Raw genomic sequence first — 22,289 nt, forward strand, 5'->3', positions numbered from 1 at the left:
ATCACTGGCAGGATCAGGTAAGGGCCCGGCCGAGATGCCGGGCCTTTGGCGTTGGTGTCCGCTCAGTTCAAAAGCGCATCTGCCAGGCCGATGAAGGCCAGCACGCGCCCCGTCTCGGGCGAGATGCGGAAGACCTCGCGCCCGACCAGATAATAAAGTCCATCACGCGGCAGGCCGTAGCGGTGACGGTCCCGGATGACGCGATAGTCGCGGTATATGATATCGCCGATGCGGTAGCGCGGATGGTATTCGCCCCAGCGCTTTCGTGCCTGTCCCGGCGGCACGCAGGGCGGGTTCTTCCTAGCGAGGCCCGGAGGACAGTCGTAGATGACGAGCGGACCGTCGTAGCGCTTGTTCTTGTGCTTACCGCTCCCGGCGAACGCAGGGGTGGCGATCAGCGCAAGTGTCGCGAGAGCAGCGGGGATCAGGACGTTCTTTTGCATGGCGCGGTGCATCCTTTCGGTGCTTTCAGCGTATCGCGCGGACGTGGGTTGATCCAAGGGTACGAATGTGTGGTTCAGCGGCGTGGGCGGTGATCCGCCCCTGACAGCCGCACGAATGGCGGATCATTGCGCGTCGGCCTTGAGCCGGGCGGCGAACGCCTTGACCGGCTCGGTGAAATCGCCTGCGAGGACCTTGCGCTGCTGAACCGTCAGCGTCGCGGCAAGCGGTTTGCCCGCGGCGTTCGACACCATTTCGGCAGCCTTTTCCGCGGCCGCATCGCCGCCGCTGGTGAAAAAGGCGGCAATCCGGCTGGGCAGCTTGGGTTGGCTTGAGAGGTAGGCGCGCAGCGGCACGGCGGGGTAGCTCGTCCAGATCGGGGCACCCAGCACGACGAGATCGTAATCCGACAGCGCAATCTCCGGCACGTCCACCGGTGGCAGGTGTCCGCGCAGGCTGTCGCGCCCTGCCTTCAGGTACCGCCAGAAACTGAACCCGCCCGGCGCGTAGCGCGCGCAGGTGATCTCGGCAATATCCGCATCGAGCGCTTCGGCAAGTGCCTGAGCAAGGGTCGCGGTGGTCCCGGTGAGGGAGAAGTAGAGGATCAGACTCTTCATGGCGGTGCTCCCCTGACGGACTGTCAGTTTGGTGGCAGACATGGCGGGAAGACTATGGCCGAGATTGGCAAAGCCGTTTTGATTTTTCTCAAGCAATGACCTCGACAGGCGGCACAGCGCCGCGCCGCTTATACCCGCGCGCTGCCGACGGCGGGTTCGGTCAGCCCCTCCAGCACGCTCACACGCTTGCGGGTGCGCTGGCGGGTTCCCTTGGGCGGGTAGACCAGCTTGGTCGCCTCCACCATGAAGGCGCCGCCTGCCATCATTGCGGGGACGTGCCGGCCGATACGCTCGAAAAGGCCTGCGGATTTCATCCAGACGCGCTGTTGCGAGGGGAACTGGTAGAGCGCGCCAACATGACGTTCGGGCAGGAACTGGTGCTTGCGCAGCTGCGCGTCAAGTTGACCCGGTGAATAGGGACGGCCGTAGCCGAAGGGGGTGACGTCGCGCCGGGCCCAAAGGCCGCCACGGTTGGGCACAATAAAAAGCACCCTGCCTCCCGGACCCAGTACGCGCCAGCATTCCTCCAATAGATCCGAGGGACGTTCGCAAGTCTCCAGCCCGTGAAGAAGCACCAGCTTGTCCACGTGGCCGGTCTCAATCGGCCAGAGGGTCTCCTCGGTCAGCACGGACGTGTTGGGAAGCCCGGCGGGCCAGGGCATCACGCCCTGGGGACCGGGCATCAGCGTGATCACCCGGCGCGCGTCCTTGAGATAGGGACGCAGGAGCGGGGCAGCAAATCCGAAACCCACGACGGTCTGCCCCTTGGCCTCCGGCCAGAGCTCCAGCAGACGGCCGCGCAGCGACTTCTGCGCGGCGCGGCCCAGCGCGCTGCGGTAGTAGAAATTGCGCAGGTCTTGCACATCGAGGTGCATTGCAGCTTGGCCTCAGCGGTGTCAGTCTGATCGGACCATACCAGCGAATGAGGAGAGTGCCATGGCCTTTGATCTGATCACCGTCCCCTGTCTGAAAGACAACTACGCCTTTCTGCTGCGCGATGGCGACAGCGGCGAGGTCGCGGTGATCGACGTGCCTGAGGCGGGGCCAATCAAGGCGGCGCTGGAGGATCGGGGATGGACGCTGAGCCAGGTCTGGCTGACGCATCATCACTGGGACCATGTGGACGGGCTGGCCGATCTGCTGGCAGAGCATCCGGCAAAGGTGGTGGGGGCGAAGGCGGATGCGCACCGGTTGCCCGATCTCGATGTCGAGGTGAGTGAAGGGGACAGGGTGAAGCTGGGCTCTCTTGAGGCGGAGATATTCGACGTCTCGGGGCATACGGTGGGCCACATCGCCTTTTACGTTCCCGGTGCCAAAGCCTGTTTCACCGCCGACAGCCTGATGGCGCTGGGATGCGGGCGGCTGTTCGAGGGGACGGCGGCGCAGATGTGGGGCAGCATGCAGAAGCTGATGGCGCTGCCCGCCGATACGGTGATCTGCTCGGGCCATGAATACACCCAGTCGAACGCGAAATTCGCGCTGACGGTTGATCCGGAAAACGCGGCACTTATATCGAGGGCAGACGCAATTAATGCCGCCCGCGCCAAGGACGAGCCTACTGTCCCATCGACACTTTCAACCGAGCTGGAAACCAATCCCTTCCTGCGCGCCGCCGATCCCGGCATTCGCGCGAACCTGGGGATGCCAACCGCCCCTGACGCAGAAATCTTTGCTGAAATTCGCAAACGGAAAGACAATTTCTGACTGCGACAAATGGGTGCAAAATACCGCGATAACGGGAAATGTGAGAGCCTTTCGTAAGAAAAAGCTTGAAGCCGGGCCGTGATCAACCAAACTCTAGTACTAAGAGGCCATGGTCGGACCGGGGCCCTGTTATCCCGCAGCACCCTGACCGGCCCCGAAGGATAAGGAGCGCACTCGTGCCTTCATTCTCTAATACGCTTGAGCAGGCAATCCACGCGGCGCTGGCACTGGCCAATGCCCGCAGACATGAATTCGCGACGCTGGAGCATCTGCTGCTCGCGCTGATCGACGAGCCCGACGCGGTACAGGTGATGAAAGCCTGTTCGGTCGATGTGGAAGAACTGCGTGACACGCTGGTCGAATTCGTCGACGAGGACCTGTCGAACCTCGTGACGGACGTAGATGGCTCCGAGGCTGTGCCGACCGCCGCCTTTCAGCGCGTGATCCAGCGCGCCGCGATCCACGTGCAATCCTCGGGCCGCACGGAAGTGACGGGAGCCAACGTGCTGGTCGCGATCTTTGCCGAGCGCGAGAGCAATGCCGCCTATTTCCTGCAAGAGCAGGACATGACCCGCTACGACGCGGTGAACTACATCGCCCATGGTGTCGCCAAGGACCCCGCCTATGGCGAGGCGCGGCCCGTCACCGGCGCGCCCGAGACCGAGGACGAGCCGCAGGGCGTGACCGAGGGCGAAAAGAAAGAAAGCGCGCTGGCCAAGTACTGCGTGGACCTCAACGCCAAGGCACGCGAGGGCAATGTCGACCCGCTGATCGGGCGCGACATGGAAGTCGAGCGCTGCATCCAGGTGCTCTGCCGCCGCCGCAAGAACAACCCGCTGCTGGTGGGTGATCCGGGCGTGGGCAAGACCGCCATCGCGGAAGGTCTCGCACGCCAGATCGTGGCCGGTGAGACCCCCGAGGTTCTCAAGAACACCACGATCTATTCGCTCGACATGGGCGCGCTGCTGGCCGGGACCCGCTATCGTGGGGATTTCGAGGAGCGGCTGAAGGCTGTTGTCTCGGAGCTGGAAGAGCATGACGATGCGGTGCTGTTCATCGACGAAATCCACACGGTGATCGGTGCCGGTGCGACGTCGGGCGGGGCGATGGACGCCTCGAACCTGCTGAAACCCGCGCTGGCCGGTGGCAAGCTGCGCACCATGGGATCCACGACCTACAAGGAGTTCCGTCAGCACTTCGAAAAGGACCGCGCGCTCAGCCGTCGCTTCCAAAAGATCGACGTGAACGAGCCGTCGGTAGAGGACACGGTGAAGATCCTCAAGGGCCTGAAGCCCTATTTCGAGGAGCACCATTCGGTCAAGTACACCTCGGACGCGATCAAGTCGGCGGTGGAACTGGCGGCGCGCTATATCAACGACCGCAAGCTGCCCGACAGCGCTATCGACGTGATCGACGAGGCGGGTGCCGCACAGCATCTGGTGATCGCCTCGAAGCGGCGCAAGACCATCGGGACGAAGGAGATCGAAGGCGTGGTCGCCAAGATCGCGCGCATCCCGCCGAAGAACGTGTCCAAGGACGATGTGATCGTGCTGAAGGACCTCGAAGCCTCGCTCAAGCGCGTGGTGTTCGGGCAGGACAAGGCCATCGAAGCGCTGGCGTCGTCGATCAAGCTGGCCCGTGCCGGTCTGCGCGAGCCTGAAAAGCCCATCGGTAACTACCTGTTCGCCGGGCCGACCGGTGTCGGCAAGACCGAGGTGGCCAAGCAGCTGGCGGATACGCTGGGTGTGGAACTGCTGCGCTTCGATATGTCGGAGTACATGGAAAAGCACGCGGTTTCCCGCCTGATCGGTGCGCCTCCGGGCTATGTCGGGTTCGACCAGGGTGGCATGCTGACGGACGGTGTGGACCAGCATCCGCACTGCGTGCTGCTGCTGGACGAGATGGAGAAGGCGCATCCGGATGTCTACAATATCCTGTTGCAGGTGATGGACCACGGCAAGCTGACCGATCACAACGGCCGCACGGTGGATTTCCGCAACGTGGTGCTGATCATGACCTCGAACGCCGGTGCGGCGGAGCAGGCCAAGGAAGCCATCGGTTTCGGCCGTGACCGCCGCGAGGGCGAGGATACGGCGGCGATCGAGCGCACCTTCACGCCGGAATTCCGCAACCGTCTGGACGCGGTGATCTCCTTCGCGCCGCTGTCGAAAGAGGTCATCCTGCAGGTGGTCGAGAAGTTCGTGCTGCAACTTGAAGCGCAGTTGATGGACCGCAACGTGACCTTCGAGCTGACCAAGCCCGCCGCCGAATGGCTGGCCGACAAGGGCTACGACAGCAAGATGGGCGCGCGCCCCTTGGGCCGCGTGATCCAGGAGAACATCAAGAAGCCGCTGGCCGAGGAATTGCTGTTCGGCAAGCTGGCGAAGGGTGGTGTTGTCAAGGTGGGTGTCAAGAAGGGTGAGCTGGACCTCACCATCCTCGACCCTGAGACGCCCAAGATCTCGGGCAACAAGCCGCCGCTTCTGACCGCTGATTGATGCGCCGGGCCGCGCTGGCCCTGATTTTGTCCTCTGCCTGCCCCGCGCAGGCGGAGGATTTTCTTTTGTGGCTGCCCATCGACTGCACCCTTGGGCAGGACTGCTATATCCAGCAGTACATGGACCGCGACCCCGGTGAGGGGCACAGCGATTACGCCTGCGGCACGCTCAGCTACGATGGGCACAAGGGGACGGACTTCGCGGTGCCAACGCGGGCGGCGATGGCTGCGGGTATCAACGTGTTGGCCGCAGCGGGGGGCCGGGTGCGGGGCTATCGCGACGGGATGCCGGACACCGGCTGGACCGAGGAGACCCGTGACGCGGTCGAGGGGCGCGAGTGCGGCAATGGCGTGGTGCTGGCGCATCCCGGCGGGTGGGAGACGCAGTATTGTCATCTGCGCGAAGGCTCCGTCGCCGTGATCACGGGGCAGACGGTGAGGGCGGGGTACGTTCTGGGCCAGGTGGGCCAGTCGGGGCGGGCTGAGTTTCCGCATGTGCATATGTCGGTGCGGCGCAATGGCGTGCCAGTAGACCCCTTCGATCCGGATGGCACTTTGACATGTGAAGCGTCCTCTGAGAGCACGCTTTGGGCCGAAGCGCCTGCCTACCGCCCCGGGGGGCTTGTCGAGGTGGGGCTGACAGATGCGATCCCGGACTACGACAGCGTGAAGGCGGGTCTGGCGGGAGTGGATATGCTGCGCCCCGATGCCCCTGCGCTGGTAGTCTATGGATTCAGCTTTGGCACCCGCGCGGGCGATGTCATGCGGCTGACGATCACGGGGCCGGAAGGCGAAGTGATAAGCCGGGATACGCGGCTGGAGCGGAACCACGCGCAGGCGTTCCGCGCAGTGGGCAAGAGGCTGCGGGGCCGCAGGGTTTGGCCGGAGGGCGTCTATCGCGGTGTGGCGGAGCTGATCCGGGGTGAGGCAGTCGTCGAACGGCGGGAGGCTGAGATCACGGTAGCGGTCGAATAGCGGGCGCTATTTCTCGGTCAGCTTCAGCTCGATCCGGCGGTTCTGGGCACGGGCCTCGGGGCTGTCGCCGAAGGCCACGGGCTGGAATTCGCCGAAGCCGTTGGCGGCAAGGCGATCAGGCGGGATACCGAGCGCGTTGATCATGTATTTCACGACCGACAAAGCGCGGGCCTGGCTGAGTTCCCAGTTGTCTGCGAATTGCGCCCCGGGCAGGAGCGGCGTGTTGTCGGTGTGGCCGTCGACGCGGATGACCCAGTCGATCTCGGAAGGGATGTCCCCGGCGACCGAACGCAGGATGTTGGCAACCTTGGCGATCTCGCCCTCGCCTTCATCCGACAGGACGGCACCGCCGGGAGGGAAGAGCACCTCGGAGGAAAAGACAAAACGGTCGCCCTCGATGCGGACGCCTTCCTGGTTGCCGAGCACCTCGCGGAGGCGGCCGAAGAATTCGGAGCGGTAACGTTCGAGGTCTTCCGTCCGGGCGGCCAGCGCTTCTGCCTCGGCGGCGAGGGCGGCGGCCTCGGCCTCCAGCGCGCGGTTCTCAGCATCGCGGGCGCGGGCCTCGGCCTCGAGCCTTGCGCGTTCGGCGGCTTCAAGCTCAGCCCGGCGGCTGGCATCGGCGGCGACGCGGGCAAGTGCGGTATTCAGTTCGGAGCCCAGCGATTGCAGCTGGATGTCCTTGGCGGCATCACGTTCTCTGGCATCGTCAAGCAGCGCCTGCAGGCTGCCCAACTGGGTGCGCAGGGCGGCGACCTGCTGGTTCAGCAGTTCGGTCTGGCGCTGCGCTTCGGCGCTGATCTGCTCCTCTTCGGCCAATGCGGCACGGGCAGAGGCGAGAAGCTGCGCCTGACGCTCCGCGTCGGTGCTGGTTTCCTGAGCTGCCCTTTCGGCGGCGAGGCGCGCGGCAATGGCGGCGGCGAGGCGGCGGCGCAATTCCTCGCGGTCGGTCGTGAGGTCTGCGGCGGCGGCCTCTTGCGCGGCGACGGCAGCGCGGAGGCGCGCGAGTTCGGCTTCGGCTTCCTGCTGGCGGGCGGCGGCCTCGGCTTGCAGTCGGGCGCGTTCCTCGGCGCTTTGTGCGGCGACGGCCTCAGTCTCGGCGCGCAGTCGGGCAAGTTCCTGTTCGGTCTCGGCAAGCGCAGTGCGGGTCTCGGCCCCTTCGGCGGCGGCGGCTTCGGCGGATTGCAGACGGATCAGGGCTTCGGCGAGTTTCTGATCGAGATCGCCTTGGGCGGTTCGGGCGGCGGCGAGGAGTGTGAGCGTGTCCTCGGCCTCCTTGCGTTTGGCTTCGAGGGCCAGCGTCATGGCGGTAAGTTCGGCGTCGGCATTGGCGAGCCGTTCGCGGAGCGCCTGCGCCGCGGCGGCTTCGGCCAGACGCGCGGCTTCTTCCGCGCTGAGCGCTTGCGCGGTTTCATCGACCTGTGTTTGCAGATCGGCCATCTGGGCCTCGGTTTCGGCATTGCGGGCGCGTAGATCGGCGACGAGTGCATCCAGTGCCTCGCGGCGGGCGGCTGCGAGGCGGGCGGCCTCGGTCTGGGCGTCGATCTCGGTCCGGGCGGTGGCGAGGGCGAGGTTGAGCGCCTCCTGCTCGCTCAGCAGTTCCGCCTGCCGGGTTTCCAGCGCGTCGATCTCGGCGCGGGCGGCGTCGCGTTCGCCGAGCGCCGTATCGCGCTGCGCAAGCAGGCCCGCGACCTGGGCCTCGAAGCGGGTGATCTCCTGTCCGGCTTCGCGCAGTGCGGCGGCTTGTGCGTCGCGGTCGGCGGTGAGCGAGGCGATGAGCGCGTCCTGCTGGGTCAGGCGGGCCTGCGCGGCATCAAGCTGGTCTTGCGTGGTGTTGAGCGAGGCGTTGAGCGCGCCGAGGCGCGCCTCGAGCCGGGAGGTGGTCTGCTCTTCGAGCCCGAGCGCCTGCGCAAGTGCTGCGACCTCGCCCGCCAGTGCGTCGAGTTCGCTTTCCTGTCCGGTGATCCGTTCGGTCAGGACGAATTGCACGATCATGAAGATCGTCAGCACGAACATCAGGACCAGCAGGAGCCCGGTCATCGCGTCCACGAAACCCGGCCAGATCGAGCTCTGGAACCGCGTGCCCGTGCGCCGGGAGAGCGCCATCTAGCTTTCCTCTCCGTCCGGCTTGTCCGTCAGGCGCACGCGGCGCGGTCCGGTCCCCTGCCCGTTCTGTTTTCGACCCGAGATGGCGCGCGCCAGAAGCGAGATGTCGTGGCGCAACTCTGCCATGGTTTCCTGCCGTCCGGCGGAAAGCTCCTCGAGAATGCGCAGCATCTGCACATCGATGGAGCGCAGGCGCATGCGGCTTTCGGCGTCCATGCCCTCGCCCTTGTCCTGTGCCTCGATCGCGGTGATCAGGCGGTCCTGCCCGCGCGCGATGCGTTCGAGTGCGGCGGCGGAGCTGTCTGCGGGCTGCATCCGTTCGGTCATGCGGTCCACCGCATCGGCAAGGCGGTCGAGCTTTTCGTCCACGGCGGCGCGGCTGGCGTTGCTTTCTGCAAAGAGCTGCTGCATGCGCTCCATCTGTTCGGCCATGTGGTCGACGACGCCCGCCATGATGTTCTGTTCGACGGTCGCATCCTCGCCCGCGCTGAAACCGACGCGGGTGATGGTACTGAGCCAGTCCTCAAGCTCCTGATAGAAACGGTTCTGGCCGTGGCCCGCGAAGAGCTCCAGAAGGCCCACGATCAGCGATCCGGCGAGGCCGAGGAGAGAGGAGCCAAAGGCGACGCCCATGCCGCCCAATTGCGCCTCGAGCCCGGTCATCAGGCGGCTGAAGACGGCGACGCCGCCTTCGCCTTCGGACGGGGCGAGGCTGCGGATAGTGTCGACGACGGCTGGCACCGTGGTGGCGAGGCCATAGAACGTGCCCAGAAGGCCAAGGAAAATCAGCATGTTGACGATGTAGCGCGTGATTTCGCGCGCCTCATCGATGCGGGTCGATACGGAGTCGAGGATCGAGCGGCTGGAGCTTGCTGATATTTGCGTCCGGGCATTGCGCGCCCGCAGTAGGGCGGCCAGAGGGGCCAGCATCGGCGGGGCGGAGGTGTCGGGATCGGGGCTGTCGGAGGCGAAATTCTCGATCCAGCGGACGGAGCCGATCAGCTGGAAAACCTGGTAGAAACAGGCAAAGAGACCGATGATGAAGACGAAGACGATGAAGCCGTTCAGATACGGGTTGGCTGCAAAAATCGGGTAGACCGAGGGCAGCGCGAGGAAGGCGCCGAAGCCGGTGAGGCCCAACACGATCAGCATCAGCGATATCTGACGGACGGGCTGGGAAAACTGCGGTCTTTGCGTGCGCTGCGGTTGCGCCATTAGGCCGGTGCTCCTGACCTTTTTTGCCTGCTCTGGGCAGACGTTACACCGAAAATGCGCGCGTATGCCATGGATTTATGTTGTGAGTGCGCGCACGCGCATGGAGAGCCATTCGAGGTCCGGGTCATTGAGCCCGATTTCGTGGAGGTGGTCGGCGGTATTGTAGAGGTATTCAGTGTTCGGACCGCGCCCGCCGACGGCGGATGCGATGATCCGCGCCTGTTCTTCCAGAGGCAGGCCGCCGCAATACTGCACGTGGGTTTCGTCGACGACATAGACCACGGCCTCGACCACGCGGCTGTCGGCCAGCGCGACTTGCAGGTTTTTCTCGACATAGGCCGATGAGATCAACTCGCGATCACGCAGGTAGTCGAGCGTTTGCGTTTCAAGCCCCGGGGCCACCCGCAGGGCCATACCGGTGCAGGCGTGATCGTCCTGCCGGTCGAGGGCAAGGACGAGGCCTGGTCTTTCCTCGGTCCCGCGGTGGTGGATGGAGCGCATGCAGAACGACCGAGCGTAGCCCGGCAGCGTGCCGATGACGCGTTCCGCCACCTCGAAGCCGGGGTTCCAGAGAAGCGAGCCGTAGCCGAATACCCACATTGCCATTGCGCTGGTCCTTTGTTGCAGGGATGCGTAAACCGCATCTGGAACCGGAGTCAAAGGGGGATCGCGTTGCGCAGGCTGGTCTGGATCGTGGTGGTGCTGGCGGTGCTCTGGTGCGGCTGGTGGTGGGTGTCGGCCCAGCGGCTTGAGCGCGGGATCACGGATACGTTAGTCGCGCTGGAGGCGGAGGGGTGGCGGACGGAACTCGGCGGGGTGGCGGTGAGCGGCTTTCCGGGCGCGCTGGAGGCAACGGTCACGAACGTCGCGCTTTCCGATGATCTGACCGGGACAGGGCTGGCCATTGACAGGTTTGACCTTAGCGCACCGGCCTACTGGCCGGGGGACATGACCCTGAGCGTCCCCGACAGGCCCGTCGTGTTGATCCGGCCGACCGGCCCGCTTTTTCTGCATCCGAAGGATGCCGCAGCGGTGCTCAGCCTGCATCCCGGCCCGTCGCTTGAGTTGGTAACGCTGAGCGCCACGAGTGCGGGCTGGGCGCTGGAGACGCCCGAGGGGAATGTTCTGAGCGCGACGGAACTGCGCTTTGGTCTGACCCAGGACGCGGAGGCGCGCGAAACGTACAAGATCGAACTCGCCGCCGCGTCATTCGTGCCTGGGGAGGTGATCCGGACGGCAATGGCGCTGCCGGACGGCTGGCCGCAGGCCTTCGAAGCTTTCTGGGTCGATGTGCGGGTGACCTTCGACAGGCCCCTCGACCGGCGCAGCCTGGATGAACGCGTGCCGCAGCTGCGTCAGATCGCCATTCTAGAGTGGGATTTGGCATGGGGCGACCTGAGGGCGACAGCCGAGGGCGCGGTTCAATTCGACGCGGGGGGCGTACCGCAAGGCGAGGTCTTGTTGCGGGTGGAGCGCTGGCGCGACATCCTGGACCGGGCTGCAACGGCGGGGGTGGTCGATGCCGGGCAGAGGGTGCAGGTGGAGCTGGTGCTGAACGCGCTGGCGAACCTCGGCGGCTCGACCGAGACGCTCAACCTGCCGGTGGCGTTTCGGGGGGGCGAGATGTTTCTGGGGCCGATCCTGCTGGGGCCTGCGCCGCGGCTGGTTCTGAACTAGCGGCAGAACGTGCCGGAGCGGTAGCGGGCGGTGTCGAAGTGGAAATGGTCGCGGTGGAAGCGGTTCGCGTTGGGGCCGAGTACCGTGCCGAAGGGGCCGCAGGCGCCCTTGTGCATGCGTTTGAGTGCGTCCGAGAAGCGCTGCGCGCGCCAGCCGGTCAGCACGCTGACCTCGGTCCCGTCGCGCAGCCGGAAGGCGGAAATGTCGATGGCCCTGCCTTTGCCGTGTTCGGACAGTTTCGCGCCCTTCTGGTTGTTACGCGTGCGGCAGGCGTAGTGGGCGGCGACGTGGATCGACTTGAGCCCGCCGCCTTTCTTCGAGAGCGCGGGCTTGGCCGATCCTTCGATCCATGATTTGAGTGCACCGGCGGTCTTGCAGTCCATCACCGATTTTTGGCTGAGGCCCACGCCAGAGACGGAGCGGATGCGCACCGCGTCTTCGACCACGCAACCCTTGATGTTGCCGGTGACGCGACCGACTTTTTCGCCCTGGATGTCGATGTCACCGCAGACAGCGCCCTTTTCGCGCAGGCGCTTCTGGGCGCGGCCATCGCTTTCTGCCTTCTCGCTGCGGAAGAGCGGGCGGAGCGAGGCAAAGAGGCCGCCACGGTCGCGGGCGCGTTCCTGGTCGGTGGATTGCGCGGGCTGTGCTATGGTGCCGGTGGGTTCCAGCTTGAGCGGCTGGACGACAGCTTCACCCCCGCGCGGAACGGGGCGCAGCGAGACCGAGGGGTCGGCGGCCTGCGCCGTTTGCGCGAAAGCCAGAAGACCCCCCAGCACCGCTGCCCTGATCATTTTTTGCGCCCCCCAGCACGACCGAAGTCCGGGGCATCTGTATCCTGTCCGGCCTCGATAATGCCACGGCGAATTGCGCGGGTGCGGGTGAAATAGGCGTGAAGGTGCTCACCGTCGCCCTGGCGGATGGCGCGTTGAAGGGCGAAAAGCTCTTCGGTGAAGCGACCGAGTATTTCGAGCGTGGCGTCCTTGTTGGTAAGGAACACGTCGCGCCACATGGTGGGGTCGGAGGCGGCGATGCGGGTAAAGTCGCGGAAACCGCCTGCGGAGTACTTGATCACCTCGCTGTCGGTGACGCGGCGCAGGTCGTCGGCCACACCCACCATCGTGTAGGCGATAAGGTGCGGCGCGTGGCTTGTGACGGCGACGACGAGGTCGTGATGTTCGGCGTCCATCTCGGCCACGTTGGAGCCCATTGCCTCCCAAAGGCTGCGGAGGCGGTCGACCGCATCACGGTCGCTGCCCTCAACGGGGACGATGAGGAGCCAGCGGTTTGCAAAGAGTTCGGGGAAACCGGAGCGCGGGCCGGAGTGTTCGGTGCCAGCGAGCGGATGCGCGGGGACGAAGTGGACGCCTTCCGGCAGGTGCGGGCCGACGGTTTCGATCACGTTGACCTTGACGGAACCCACGTCCGAGACGGTGGCGCCGGGTTTGAGGTGCGGGGCCATTTCGGCGGCGACGGCGCCCATGGCACCGACGGGCACGCAGAGGACCACAAGGTCCGCGCCCTCGACCGCCTCCGCGATGCTGTCGCAGACGCGGTCGCAGAGGCCGATCTCGCGCGCGGTGTTGCGTGTGTCTTCGGAGCGGGCGTAGCCGGTGACCTCGCCTGCGAGGCCGTCCCGCTTCATGGCCCAGTACATAGATGAGGCGATGAGGCCGAGGCCGATCAGGGCGACGCGGTCGTAGATCACGCTCATGCTGCGGTCCGCCAGCTGTTGAGGCTGTCAATCACGCGGCCTGTCTGGTCGGCGTCGCCGACGGTGATGCGCAGACCTTCGGGAAAGCCGTAGCCCGCGACGGCGCGGACGAGGATGCCGTCGGCGGTCAGCGCATCCTCTGCGGAGCGGGCCTCAGTCGCGTCGGCGAAGCGGGCGAGGACGAAGTTGGTCTCAGACGCGTCGCAGGCGATGCCGAGCTGGCCGAGCGCACCTACGAGGCGGGCGCGTTGTTCGGCGTTGAGGGCGGCGCAGCGTTCGACCCACGCGGTGTCGCGCACGGCGGCTTCAGCGGCGGCAAGCTGCACGACCGAGAGGTTGAAGGGCTGGCGGATGCGGGTCATCACCTCGATCATCTTTTTCGGGCCATAGCCCCAGCCGATGCGCAGCCCGCCGAGGCCGTAGATCTTGGAGAAGGTGCGGGTCATCAGCACGTTGGGGCGTGTGGCCGCATGGCGCAGGCCGCCGTCGTAGCCCGCGGCGTATTCGGTGTAGGCCCCGTCGATGACGAGAAGCACCGTTTCGGGCAAAGCGTCTACGAGGTGGTCAAGTTCGGCGTCGCTGATCATTGTGCCGGTGGGGTTGCCGGGATTGGTCAGCAGAACGATACGGGTGCGGTCGGTGACGGCGGCAAGGATCGCGTCGACGTCCACGACGCGTTCGCGCTCGGGCACGCAGACGGCCGTGGCACCGGCCATGTGGATCAGCACCGGGTAGAGCGAGAAGCCGTGTTCGGTGTGGATGATCTCGTCCCCCGGTCCTGCGTAGGCTTGGGTGACGAATTGCAGCACCTCGTCGGAGCCCACGCCGCAGATGACGCGGTCAGGCTCGACACCCCAGACCTCGCCGATGGCGGTGCGCAGCGCGGCGTGGTCGGTGGACGGGTAGCGGTGCATGTCGCGCGCCGCTGCGGCTACCGCGTCAAGGGCGGCGGGCACGGGGCCAAGCGGGTTCTCGTTCGAGCTGAGCTTTAGCACGTCAGAGCGGCCGGCAATGGCGCTTTTGCCGCCCTGATACAGCTCGATCTCCATGATGCCGGGTTGCGGTGTCAAGGCGGTCATGCGGCGTCTCTCCTTGGTTTGCCCGTTATCTAGCGGGCGGGCGCGCGGCGCACCATGGCAAAATCGTCGCGCGCGTCAGCTTGCCAGCACGTTGCGGAACTGCCAGGGGTCGCTTTCGTCGATGTCCTCGGGGAACAGCTCCCAGCGGTTCACGAGCGGGGTCCAGTCGGTGTAGTGCGCCTCCACGGGGCCTAGGTAGGGGCGTTGCACTTCGAGGCAGCGGGCGTGGTCCATCTCGTCGGTCTCGACAATCCCAGCCTGAGGGTTTTCAAGCGCCCAGACCATGCCCGCGAGCACGGCAGAGGAGACCTGAAGCCCGGTGGCGTTCTGGTAGGGGGCCAGTTCGACGGCCTCGGCATTGCTGAGGCGCGAGCCGTACCAGAGCGCGTTTTTCTCGTGGCCGTATAGCAGCACGCCAAGCTCGTCGATGCCCTCGACGATTTCGTCGGGCTCCATGATGTGATGCTTGGTCTGCGTCACGCCCGAGCCGAACATCTCGTGCAGCGAAAGCACCGCGTCGTCACAGGGGTGGTAGGCGTAGTGGCAGGTGGGCCGGAACTCGGGCGCGTCTGCCGGGCCGACGGTGTAGTAGTCGGAGATCGAGATCGCCTCGTTATGGGTGACGAGGAAACCGAACTGCGGGCCCGGTGTGGGGCACCAGGTGTGCACGCGGGTGATGGCGCCGGGGCGTTCGAGCCAGATCGCGGCCTGGCAGCCGGTGTCGTAGCCGTGGGCGTTTTCGGGGAACCATGTTTCGTGCGTTCCCCAGCCCAGTTCCGCCGGCTGGAAACCTTCGGCGATGAAGCCTTCGACCGACCATGTGTTGACGAAGGTACCGCGCGGGCGCGGCACGCGGCGGGCCTGTGTGTCACGCTCGGCGATGTGCACGCCCTTGACGCCGAGGGATTGCATCAGTTTTGCCCAGCCGTCGCGGTTCGTGGGGGCCGTGGCATCATGGCCCGTGTCCTTGGCGAGGGTCAGCAGCGCCTCTTTTACGAACCAGCTGACCATGCCGGGATTGGCGCCGCAGCAGGAGACGGCGGTGGTGCCGCCGGGGTTGGCGGCTTTCTCGTCCCGGACCTTCTGGCGCAGAGCGTAATTGGTCCGTTTGGCGTTATCAGGCGTTTCGAAGTAGAAGCCTTCCCACGGTTCGACCACGGTGTCGATGTAGAGCACGCCAAGCTCGTGGCAGAGCTTCATGATGTCGAGGCTGGAGGTGTCGACACTGAGATTGACGCAGAACCCTTTTCCGTTCTTGAACAGGTCGCCCAGCAGCTCGCGGTAATTGTCGCGGGTCACTTTTTGCTGGATGTGGCGGATCTTGCGCTGCTTGAGGAAGTTGGCGACACCGTCGTCCGGTTCAATGACCACCAGCTTGTCGCTGTCGTAATCGAAATGCCGTTCGATCAGCGGCAGCGTGCCGCGCCCGATGGAGCCGAAGCCGATGATGACAAGCGGGCCGTCGATGCGGCCATAGGTCGGATAGGTGGTCATGCAAATGTTCTCCCTGAATGCAAAGGGCCGCGGCGGTTGTCCCGTCGCGGCCCGTATTTTGCTTTTGTCCGCGAAGACTTAGTTCTTCGCGTAGAATTCCACGACGAGGTTTGGTTCCATCATCACCGGATAGGGCACATCGCCCAGCGCCGGGGTGCGCACGAACTTGGCGGTCATCTTGGAGTGGTCGGCCTCGATGTAATCCGGCACGTCACGCTCGGGCAGCTGGGTGGCCTCGAGCAGGGCAACCATCTGCTTGGAGCGGTTGCGGACCTCGATCACGTCTCCTTCTTTCACGCGGTAGGAGGGGATGTTCACCTTCTGGCCGTTCACGCGGACATGGCCGTGGTTCACGAACTGGCGCGCGGCAAAAACGGTCGGCACGAACTTGGCGCGGTAGACCACGGCGTCGAGGCGACGCTCGAGCAGGCCGATCAGGTTCTCACCGGTGTCGCCCTTCACACGCTCGGCTTCGGCGTAGATACGGCGGAACTGCTTTTCGGTCAGGTCGCCGTAGTAGCCCTTGAGCTTTTGCTTGGCGCGCAGCTGAATGCCGAAATCGGAAAGCTTGCCCTTGCGGCGCTGGCCGTGCTGGCCGGGGCCGTATTCGCGGCGGTTGACCGGGGACTTGGGACGGCCCCAGATGTTTTCGCCCATGCGGCGGTCGATCTTGTGCTTGGCAGACGTGCGTTTGGTCACGGCTGATCTCCTTCATATGGTTTTTGGGCCGTGCAGCTGCACAGCCCGGTTGAAGGGCGTTGTCCTCTGGGCCGAAGCCCCGACAGGCCTCCCCTTGCGGGGGCCACCAACACCAACAGACGGCGCTTATACGGGGAGAATCGGCAAAGTCAATGCAGGGATGGCGGGAAAACAGCGCCGGCATCCACCGTGGTTGCGCCTTCACAGATATGGCTGACTGTCTCCCCCACTCTGCCGAAAGTGTCCCGCGCGCCGCGTTCCAGCCGGGCGCGGGCTGGCGGGTCTTCTGCAAGGTCCTGAAGGCTCGTCTTGAGCCTGCGCCAAAGCGCGGGCGACGTACCGAGCGTGAGATAGCCGAGGGGCGCCCCCGTCAGATTTCGGGCGGCCCCGGCCCGCAGGCTGCGCGCACCGAAACCTGCGCCGTGCAAGACGTACAGCGCCCCGAGCAGTCCTGCGGCGGACAACTCGGTGTCTCGCGGCGGCGGAATCGGATGCGGAAATGGCCCCAGCACATCGAGGTCCGCGCGCAGGGCCGCAACGGCAGGCGCAAGGCTGAGCGGTTCGAAGAGGCCTGTCGCGTTGCGGTGGTCTTCGACCTCCTCATGGACGATCCGATAGGCCGTGAGGATGCCGCGATAGACCTCCCGGGACAGCCCGGGCGCGGCGAGCTGGCCGATCCAGCGGTGATCGTGAAGGGCAAGGTGCGCCGGTGCGGTCGCGCGGGCGAGGTCTTCCCTCACGTCGATCATTGGAAGGACGGGTAGCATGACATCCTAGCCCTGATGCGTCGGCAGGCGAAGCAGGAAACAGGCACCGCCTGTGTAGTCAGTGTCGAGACGCAAGGTCCCGCCGTGTGCCGAAACGATCCGCTGGCAGATCGCCAGGCCGAGCCCGGCCCCCTCGACCTCGTCCTTGGAATGGAGCCGCTGCAGCGGCTGAAAGATCCGCTCGGCATATTTGGAAGGAATGCCGACGCCGTTGTCGGCCACGGCGATCTCGACAAAGCCATTCTGTTGGTTGCGGGCACTGATTTTGATCCGCGGCTTGCGGTCCGAGCTGCGGTACTTGATCGCGTTCGAGATCAGATTCAGGAAGAGCCGCAGCAGCAGGCGCTGCGTCCCGGCGAGGACCGGGATTTCGTCAACGATGATCTGCGCCTTCGTTTCCCTGATCTGCGCGCTGAGCAGATGGGTGATATCCTCGATCAGCTTCTCCATGCCGACGGGATCGAAGCTCTGGGTCTGGTTTTCGAGCACCACCAGTTCAAGCAACCCCTCCGTCAAATCCTGCATCCGCTTGGACGAGCGCTGCGCAAGCGCATGGGTTTCACGGATCGACTCGGCGCTGAAACCGTCCTCGCTCATCCAGTCGAGCGCGAGGTTCAGCCCCACCAAGGGGGCGCGCAGATCGTGGGCGGCGGTTGCCGCGAACTGGCGCAGCGTGGCGTTTTCCTCCTTCAGCAGAAGCTGAGCCGCCATGATGTCGAGGAACTCCTGGAAGATTTCCCGCGCGCTCTGCAACTCCACCTCGCGCCAGGGGGCGCTCTGGTCCTCGTGCTGCTGTACCCATTTATCGAAGGAGGCGCGCGGGCCCAGCGCGCGGGGCTTTTCCTTGTCCTCGGGCCGACCGGCCCAGTTGACGGTGCGCGTGATCGGCCCGCGGAACCAGATCAGCTGGCAGACCCTGTGTACAACGATGGGCTGGATCAGTACGCCGCAGGCGGTTTCGACATGCTCTTTTGCCGGTGTCCAGTCCTCGTGAAGGGCGATGGTCTGGTACTGGTCGGAGCTTTCACCTTTGCGCACCGCCCATGTGATCAACTCGCGGATGAAATCCGCTGGCGGAGTCTGGCCGGTAACATGCAGGTTGCTGCCGAATTGGAAGGCAAAACCGTCGGCGCCGAGAAATTCGCGCAACACCGGCATGAGCTTGGACAGCACCGATTCCACATCGCCGTCCTTGCGCAGCGCGGCGGCGAACCCGTTTTCGACCTGGCGTAGGCGCGAGATCATGTCGGCGATGTCGGTCCTCTGCTGTTGTGCGTTTCGCAGCATGACGGCGGTGCCGATTTCCTGCACGAGGCTCCAGCAATCGAAGGGCAGGATACCTTCATCGACGTCATGTGCGGCAATCAGGCCCCAAAGCTTGCCGTCGTACATCAGGCTGGTCGAGAAGGCCGATTTCACCCCGATGTTGCGCAGATAGGCCGTGTGCATCCGGGATACCGACCGCAGGACCGACCAGGTCAGGTCGAGTGGCCCTGACAAATCCGCGCGCTGCTCTATCGGCACGGTGTCATCGCTGCACGATCCGATGGCGCGGTAGGGTATGATGGACATGATGTGGCGGACCTGCCTGGGGATATCACCCGCCGGAAAGCAGAGCCCGAGGTAGGACGGCAGCGCCGAACTGCGGCTTTCGGCGATCACCTCGCCCGACCAATCGGGCAGAAAGCGATATATCTTGGCCCGGGCAAAACCGGTGATGTCACGCACGGCCTCGACGGCGATCTGAAGCGCCTCGGCGAAACTCGCGGCATGGAGAATGCGCGCACAGGCCTTCGAGCAAATGCGCATGTTCTTGCGCGCCTCGCCGGGCGACGGGCTGAGGTTGGGGATGAACTCGATAATGCGGCGTCCGTCGTGCAGATGCGTCACGGTATCATGGGACATGCCGTTGAAAGTGAAGGTGCAATCCAGCACCTCGTGCAGGATCTGCGTGTCATCGTGGGCGCCCGCGACCTGTTCGGCGAGATCGGTATCGACGCCCTCAAGCTTGCAGTCGAGCAGGCTGGCCATCGGGATACCGAGGAACCCCGGCGCGCTGGCCGAGGCGGCAACGATGCGGCTGGTGCCCGGGTCCACGACGATCAGCGTACCGCTGCCCTGGGTGGCGTTTGTCAGATGGATGCGTTCGCGGTCACAATCGTGCAGGGCCGCGGAATCGACCTGCTCGAAGTAATTCGTCAGCGACGTCTGCGTGCCGCCGGGCTGAACGTTTTGCATGGGCTTGGTCCTTCTAGACGACAACGGGGCGGGGACCGGCAATCGCCGAAACCGCCACCGGATCGATGGCGCGCTCCCTCGCGGCGGATCATCAGAGAAAATCGTGAACTGGGCCTTAACCGTGGCGCGGTCAGCGCATCGGCTTTTGCCGGGCCAGCGCCGCGCAATCGGCATGGCGCGGGCAGGAGACGAGATGGTCGTTGATCAAGCCACAGGCCTGCATCCAGGCATAAACGATCGTGGGGCCGCAGAACTTGAAACCTGCCTTGCGGAGGTCTTTGGATATTCTTTCGGTCAGGTCGGTCTTGGCCGGCACCTCGGCCAGGCTTTGCCAGCGGTTCTGCAGCGGGGTGCCGTCAACATAGCGCCACATGAAGCGATCAAAGCCCCCCTGTGCCTCGATCTCCTGCCAGGCCTTGGCGTTGGCGATCGTCGCCTCGATCTTGCCCCGGTGGCGGATGATCCCCGCATCCCCCAACAGGCGCGCGACCTCCCCGTCGCCCCATTCCGCGATGATGTTGGGATCGAACCCGGCGAAGGCACGACGGAAATTCTCCCGCTTCTTGAGGATCGTGATCCAGCTCAGCCCTGCCTGGAAACCATCGAGAATAAGCTTTTCCCAAAGCGCGCGGCTTTGCCATTCGGGCACGCCCCACTCGGTATCGTGGTAGTCTTTGTATATCTGTTCCGGCCCGGCCCATCCGCAGCGTTCCATTCGCGCCCCCTCCCGCTGCGACCGGCGGATTCAATTCAAGCCAAATCGCGATCTTAACAGGTGCTTATCACTTGGCTTACATGGTCTGCCACGGATCAGCGAAAGTAAATTGCCGTGGTCAATCGATTCAATAACCGCAGGGCCGACGTGATGCCGGGTATGGAAAACCCGCTGAACTATGCGGTGACGCGCCGCGATGCCGAGGTTTTGTCGATGGTGGAGGACGCCATCCGGCACCGGCAGGTTATGTTGGCCTACCAGCCGGTGATGCGCGCCAGCGCACAGACGAAGGTGGCCTTCTACGAAGGGTTGATTCGCGTACTGGACGCAACGGGCCGGGTGATCCCGGCGCGGGAGTTCGTATCCGAGGTCGAAAACTGCGAACTGGGCCGCGAGCTGGACGTGCTGACACTGCGCATGGGCTTGCAGGCTCTCAGGCACAATCCGGGTCTGCGGCTGTCGCTGAACATGTCGGCACGGTCAATCGGCTATCAAAGCTGGCACAAGACGCTCATGCGCGTGCTCAAGCAGGACGACACCGTCGGGGAGCGGCTGATCCTCGAGATCACGGAAGATTCGGCCATGCTGGTGCCCGAGCTTGTGGTCGGTCTGATGGATGAATTGCAGCCGTTGGGCATCTGTTTCGCCCTCGACAACTACGGTGCCGGGCATACAGCGATCCGGTATTTCAAGGATTTCTTCTTTGATATTCTGAAGGTCGACGGTCAGTTCGTCAGCGGCATCGCGCAGAACCCGGACAACCGCGCGATCACCGCCGCGCTTCTCTCGGTCGCGGGGCATTTCGACATGCTCACGGTCGCACAGGGTGTCGCGCAGGCCAAGGATGCCGCGCTCTTGTCAGAGATGGGCGTGGATTGCTTGCAGGGATATTTCTTCGGCGCACCGACGGTACAGCCGGCCTGGCTGCGCAGTGCAAAATCCAAGACGGCCTAGCGGAGATTTCCAGGGCGCAAGCATGCATAGCCGTCATTCCCCAACGTCAGTTGCCGCGATGCAGCGCATCATGTAAGACCCACCGCAGAAGGCGGGGGAGTCGCGTCGTGCGGGAGCGTACGGGCGTCACCTGATCCCCGGCCATATGGAAGAGGAAGCCAGTCCTATGACCAATGTCGTCATCGCATCCGCCGCACGTACCGCAGTTGGCAGCTTTGGCGGTTCGTTCGCGAACACGCCCGCCCATGACCTGGGTGCCGCCGTTCTCAAGGAAATCGTCGCCCGCGCGGGTGTCGATGCCTCCGAGGTCTCCGAGACCATCCTCGGCCAGGTGCTGACCGCGGCCCAGGGCCAGAACCCTGCCCGCCAGGCGCATATCAACGCAGGCTTCCCAAAAGAAAGCGCAGCCTGGGGCATCAACCAGGTTTGTGGCTCGGGTCTGCGGGCCGTTGCATTGGGTGCCCAGCACATCCAGCTTGGCGATGCCGCCCTCGTGGCGGCTGGCGGTCAGGAGAACATGACCATGTCGCCCCACGCCCAGGCGATGCGCGCCGGTCAGAAGATGGGCGACATGAAGCTCATCGACACGATGATCAAGGACGGCCTGTGGGATGCGTTCAACGGCTATCACATGGGCCAGACCGCCGAGAACGTCGCGGAGAAGTGGCAGATCAGCCGCGACCAGCAGGACGAATTCGCCGTCGCCTCGCAGAACAAGGCCGAAGCCGCGCAGAAGGCCGGCAAGTTTAAGGACGAGATCGTCGCCTACACCGTGCCCGGCCGCAAGGGCGACACCATCGTCGACAGCGACGAATACATTCGCCACGGTGCGACCATCGAGGCCATGCAAAAGCTGCGTCCGGCCTTTACCAAGGATGGCTCCGTCACCGCCGCGAACGCCTCTGGCCTGAACGACGGCGCTGCCGCCGCCCTGCTGATGAGCGCCGATGAAGCCGAGAAGCGCGGCATCGAGCCGCTGGCACGGATCGCGTCCTATGCGACCGCCGGTCTTGATCCGTCGATCATGGGCGTGGGCCCGATCTATGCCTCGCGCAAGGCGCTGGAAAAAGCGGGCTGGAAGGCCGAGGACCTCGATCTGGTCGAAGCCAACGAAGCTTTTGCCGCACAGGCCTGTGCCGTGAACAAGGACATGGGCTGGGATCCGGCCATCGTTAACGTCAACGGCGGTGCCATCGCCATCGGTCACCCCATCGGTGCTTCTGGCGCGCGTATCCTGAACACGCTGCTGTTCGAGATGAAGCGCCGCAACGCCAAGAAAGGCCTCGCCACGCTGTGCATCGGGGGCGGTATGGGTGTTGCCATGTGCCTTGAGCGCCCCTAAAGAGATCGGGCGCGCAAGATAATTGCGCGCCCAGATTCGAATACGACAAAAAATTACC

General features: G+C 64.8%; 20 protein-coding genes. 6 read left to right on the forward strand and 14 right to left on the reverse strand.

Features of this window, described 5'->3' with window-relative positions:
• Nucleotides 1-62: 62 nt before the first annotated feature.
• From AB2B41_RS08665 to AB2B41_RS08675, 3 genes are all read right to left on the reverse strand, one after another.
• Nucleotides 63-443: a hypothetical protein gene (locus tag AB2B41_RS08665; protein WP_367877379.1), complete on the reverse strand. Its 381-nt coding sequence runs from the start codon at nt 441-443 to the stop codon at nt 63-65.
• A 123-nt stretch (nt 444-566) separates the two neighbouring features.
• On the reverse strand, nt 567-1,058 hold the full coding sequence (locus AB2B41_RS08670; protein WP_367877380.1) for a flavodoxin family protein: 492 nt from the start codon (nt 1,056-1,058) through the stop codon (nt 567-569).
• Nucleotides 1,059-1,186: 128 nt separating this feature from the next.
• On the reverse strand, nt 1,187-1,933 hold the full coding sequence (locus AB2B41_RS08675) for a methyltransferase domain-containing protein (RefSeq protein WP_367877381.1): 747 nt from the start codon (nt 1,931-1,933) through the stop codon (nt 1,187-1,189).
• A 61-nt stretch (nt 1,934-1,994) separates the two neighbouring features.
• Here AB2B41_RS08675 and gloB point away from each other — a divergent pair, with 61 nt between their 5' ends.
• From gloB to AB2B41_RS08690, 3 genes are all read left to right on the forward strand, one after another.
• Entirely contained in the window at nt 1,995-2,762 is a 768-nt protein-coding gene (gloB, locus tag AB2B41_RS08680; protein ID WP_367877382.1) for a hydroxyacylglutathione hydrolase, read from the forward strand.
• A gap of 176 nt (nt 2,763-2,938) precedes the next feature.
• The gene (gene clpA / locus AB2B41_RS08685; RefSeq protein ID WP_367877383.1) at nt 2,939-5,260 is read left to right on the forward strand and encodes an ATP-dependent Clp protease ATP-binding subunit ClpA; all 2,322 of its coding nucleotides are present in this window, start codon (nt 2,939-2,941) and stop codon (nt 5,258-5,260) included.
• On the forward strand, nt 5,260-6,234 hold the full coding sequence (locus AB2B41_RS08690) for a M23 family metallopeptidase (RefSeq protein ID WP_367877384.1): 975 nt from the start codon (nt 5,260-5,262) through the stop codon (nt 6,232-6,234). Before clpA ends, AB2B41_RS08690 begins: the two co-directional genes overlap by 1 nt.
• A 6-nt stretch (nt 6,235-6,240) precedes the next feature.
• On the opposite strand, the gene AB2B41_RS08695 is transcribed toward AB2B41_RS08690, so the two are convergent.
• The 3 genes from AB2B41_RS08695 to AB2B41_RS08705 form a co-directional block, all read right to left on the reverse strand.
• Nucleotides 6,241-8,337, reverse strand: coding sequence for a peptidoglycan -binding protein (locus tag AB2B41_RS08695; protein WP_367877385.1), 2,097 nt, complete (start codon nt 8,335-8,337; stop codon nt 6,241-6,243).
• A complete protein-coding gene (locus AB2B41_RS08700; RefSeq protein ID WP_367877386.1) occupies nt 8,338-9,552 on the reverse strand; it encodes a biopolymer transporter ExbB in 1,215 nt (404 codons plus the stop codon).
• 75 nt (nt 9,553-9,627) lie between these two features.
• Nucleotides 9,628-10,158: a gamma-glutamylcyclotransferase gene (locus AB2B41_RS08705; protein WP_367877387.1), complete on the reverse strand. Its 531-nt coding sequence runs from the start codon at nt 10,156-10,158 to the stop codon at nt 9,628-9,630.
• Between the two features lie 66 nt (nt 10,159-10,224).
• Between AB2B41_RS08705 and AB2B41_RS08710 the strand changes: the two genes are divergently transcribed.
• A complete protein-coding gene (locus tag AB2B41_RS08710) occupies nt 10,225-11,229 on the forward strand; it encodes a DUF2125 domain-containing protein (RefSeq protein WP_367877388.1) in 1,005 nt (334 codons plus the stop codon).
• Here AB2B41_RS08710 and AB2B41_RS08715 read toward each other — a convergent pair.
• From AB2B41_RS08715 to AB2B41_RS08750, 8 genes are all read right to left on the reverse strand, one after another.
• Nucleotides 11,226-12,023, reverse strand: a complete 798-nt coding sequence (locus AB2B41_RS08715; RefSeq protein ID WP_367877389.1) for an extensin-like domain-containing protein — start codon at nt 12,021-12,023, stop codon at nt 11,226-11,228. The genes AB2B41_RS08710 and AB2B41_RS08715 overlap by 4 nt on opposite strands.
• Nucleotides 12,020-12,943 (reverse strand): prephenate/arogenate dehydrogenase family protein, encoded by a 924-nt coding sequence (locus AB2B41_RS08720; protein ID WP_367877390.1) that lies wholly within the window; start codon nt 12,941-12,943, stop codon nt 12,020-12,022. The genes AB2B41_RS08715 and AB2B41_RS08720 overlap by 4 nt, the downstream gene beginning before the upstream one ends.
• Nucleotides 12,940-14,022 (reverse strand): histidinol-phosphate transaminase, encoded by a 1,083-nt coding sequence (gene hisC, locus AB2B41_RS08725; protein WP_367877391.1) that lies wholly within the window; start codon nt 14,020-14,022, stop codon nt 12,940-12,942. Before hisC ends, AB2B41_RS08720 begins: the two co-directional genes overlap by 4 nt.
• A 75-nt stretch (nt 14,023-14,097) precedes the next feature.
• Nucleotides 14,098-15,516 carry a homospermidine synthase gene (locus AB2B41_RS08730; protein WP_367877392.1) on the reverse strand — a complete coding sequence of 473 codons (1,419 nt, stop codon included), beginning with the start codon at nt 15,514-15,516 and terminating at the stop codon, nt 14,098-14,100.
• Between the two features lie 78 nt (nt 15,517-15,594).
• Nucleotides 15,595-16,215 (reverse strand): 30S ribosomal protein S4, encoded by a 621-nt coding sequence (gene rpsD / locus AB2B41_RS08735; protein WP_367877393.1) that lies wholly within the window; start codon nt 16,213-16,215, stop codon nt 15,595-15,597.
• Between the two features lie 149 nt (nt 16,216-16,364).
• The gene (locus AB2B41_RS08740) at nt 16,365-16,982 is read right to left on the reverse strand and encodes a biliverdin-producing heme oxygenase (protein WP_367877394.1); all 618 of its coding nucleotides are present in this window, start codon (nt 16,980-16,982) and stop codon (nt 16,365-16,367) included.
• A gap of 6 nt (nt 16,983-16,988) precedes the next feature.
• Nucleotides 16,989-19,220, reverse strand: coding sequence for an ATP-binding protein (locus AB2B41_RS08745; protein ID WP_367877395.1), 2,232 nt, complete (start codon nt 19,218-19,220; stop codon nt 16,989-16,991).
• A gap of 130 nt (nt 19,221-19,350) precedes the next feature.
• On the reverse strand, nt 19,351-19,935 hold the full coding sequence (locus AB2B41_RS08750; RefSeq protein WP_367877396.1) for a DNA-3-methyladenine glycosylase I: 585 nt from the start codon (nt 19,933-19,935) through the stop codon (nt 19,351-19,353).
• A gap of 114 nt (nt 19,936-20,049) precedes the next feature.
• On the opposite strand from AB2B41_RS08750, the gene AB2B41_RS08755 reads away from it, so the two are divergent.
• Nucleotides 20,050-20,889, forward strand: coding sequence for an EAL domain-containing protein (locus tag AB2B41_RS08755; protein ID WP_420014283.1), 840 nt, complete (start codon nt 20,050-20,052; stop codon nt 20,887-20,889).
• A 166-nt stretch (nt 20,890-21,055) separates the two neighbouring features.
• Complete coding sequence (locus AB2B41_RS08760) at nt 21,056-22,231, forward strand: acetyl-CoA C-acetyltransferase (protein WP_367877397.1); 1,176 nt, start codon at nt 21,056-21,058, stop codon at nt 22,229-22,231.
• The last annotated feature ends 58 nt before the right edge of the window (nt 22,232-22,289 follow it).

The organism is Sulfitobacter sediminis (assembly GCF_040811725.1).
Lineage (GTDB): Bacteria > Pseudomonadota > Alphaproteobacteria > Rhodobacterales > Rhodobacteraceae > Sulfitobacter > Sulfitobacter sediminis.

Bases quoted from the DNA above. Each gene is read 5' to 3' on its own strand.
- AB2B41_RS08665 (WP_367877379.1), bottom strand. From the start codon at position 443: ATGCAAAAGAACGTCCTGATCCCCGCTGCTCTCGCGACACTTGCGCTG.
- AB2B41_RS08670 (WP_367877380.1), bottom strand. From the start codon at position 1,058: ATGAAGAGTCTGATCCTCTACTTCTCCCTCACCGGGACCACCGCGACC.
- AB2B41_RS08675 (WP_367877381.1), bottom strand. From the start codon at position 1,933: ATGCACCTCGATGTGCAAGACCTGCGCAATTTCTACTACCGCAGCGCG.
- gloB (WP_367877382.1), top strand. From the start codon at position 1,995: ATGGCCTTTGATCTGATCACCGTCCCCTGTCTGAAAGACAACTACGCC.
- AB2B41_RS08690 (WP_367877384.1), top strand. From the start codon at position 5,260: ATGCGCCGGGCCGCGCTGGCCCTGATTTTGTCCTCTGCCTGCCCCGCG.
- AB2B41_RS08695 (WP_367877385.1), bottom strand. From the start codon at position 8,337: ATGGCGCTCTCCCGGCGCACGGGCACGCGGTTCCAGAGCTCGATCTGG.
- AB2B41_RS08700 (WP_367877386.1), bottom strand. From the start codon at position 9,552: ATGGCGCAACCGCAGCGCACGCAAAGACCGCAGTTTTCCCAGCCCGTC.
- AB2B41_RS08705 (WP_367877387.1), bottom strand. From the start codon at position 10,158: ATGGCAATGTGGGTATTCGGCTACGGCTCGCTTCTCTGGAACCCCGGC.
- AB2B41_RS08715 (WP_367877389.1), bottom strand. From the start codon at position 12,023: ATGATCAGGGCAGCGGTGCTGGGGGGTCTTCTGGCTTTCGCGCAAACG.
- AB2B41_RS08720 (WP_367877390.1), bottom strand. From the start codon at position 12,943: ATGAGCGTGATCTACGACCGCGTCGCCCTGATCGGCCTCGGCCTCATC.
- hisC (WP_367877391.1), bottom strand. From the start codon at position 14,022: ATGACCGCCTTGACACCGCAACCCGGCATCATGGAGATCGAGCTGTAT.
- AB2B41_RS08730 (WP_367877392.1), bottom strand. From the start codon at position 15,516: ATGACCACCTATCCGACCTATGGCCGCATCGACGGCCCGCTTGTCATC.
- AB2B41_RS08740 (WP_367877394.1), bottom strand. From the start codon at position 16,982: ATGCTACCCGTCCTTCCAATGATCGACGTGAGGGAAGACCTCGCCCGC.
- AB2B41_RS08745 (WP_367877395.1), bottom strand. From the start codon at position 19,220: ATGCAAAACGTTCAGCCCGGCGGCACGCAGACGTCGCTGACGAATTAC.
- AB2B41_RS08750 (WP_367877396.1), bottom strand. From the start codon at position 19,935: ATGGAACGCTGCGGATGGGCCGGGCCGGAACAGATATACAAAGACTAC.
- AB2B41_RS08760 (WP_367877397.1), top strand. From the start codon at position 21,056: ATGACCAATGTCGTCATCGCATCCGCCGCACGTACCGCAGTTGGCAGC.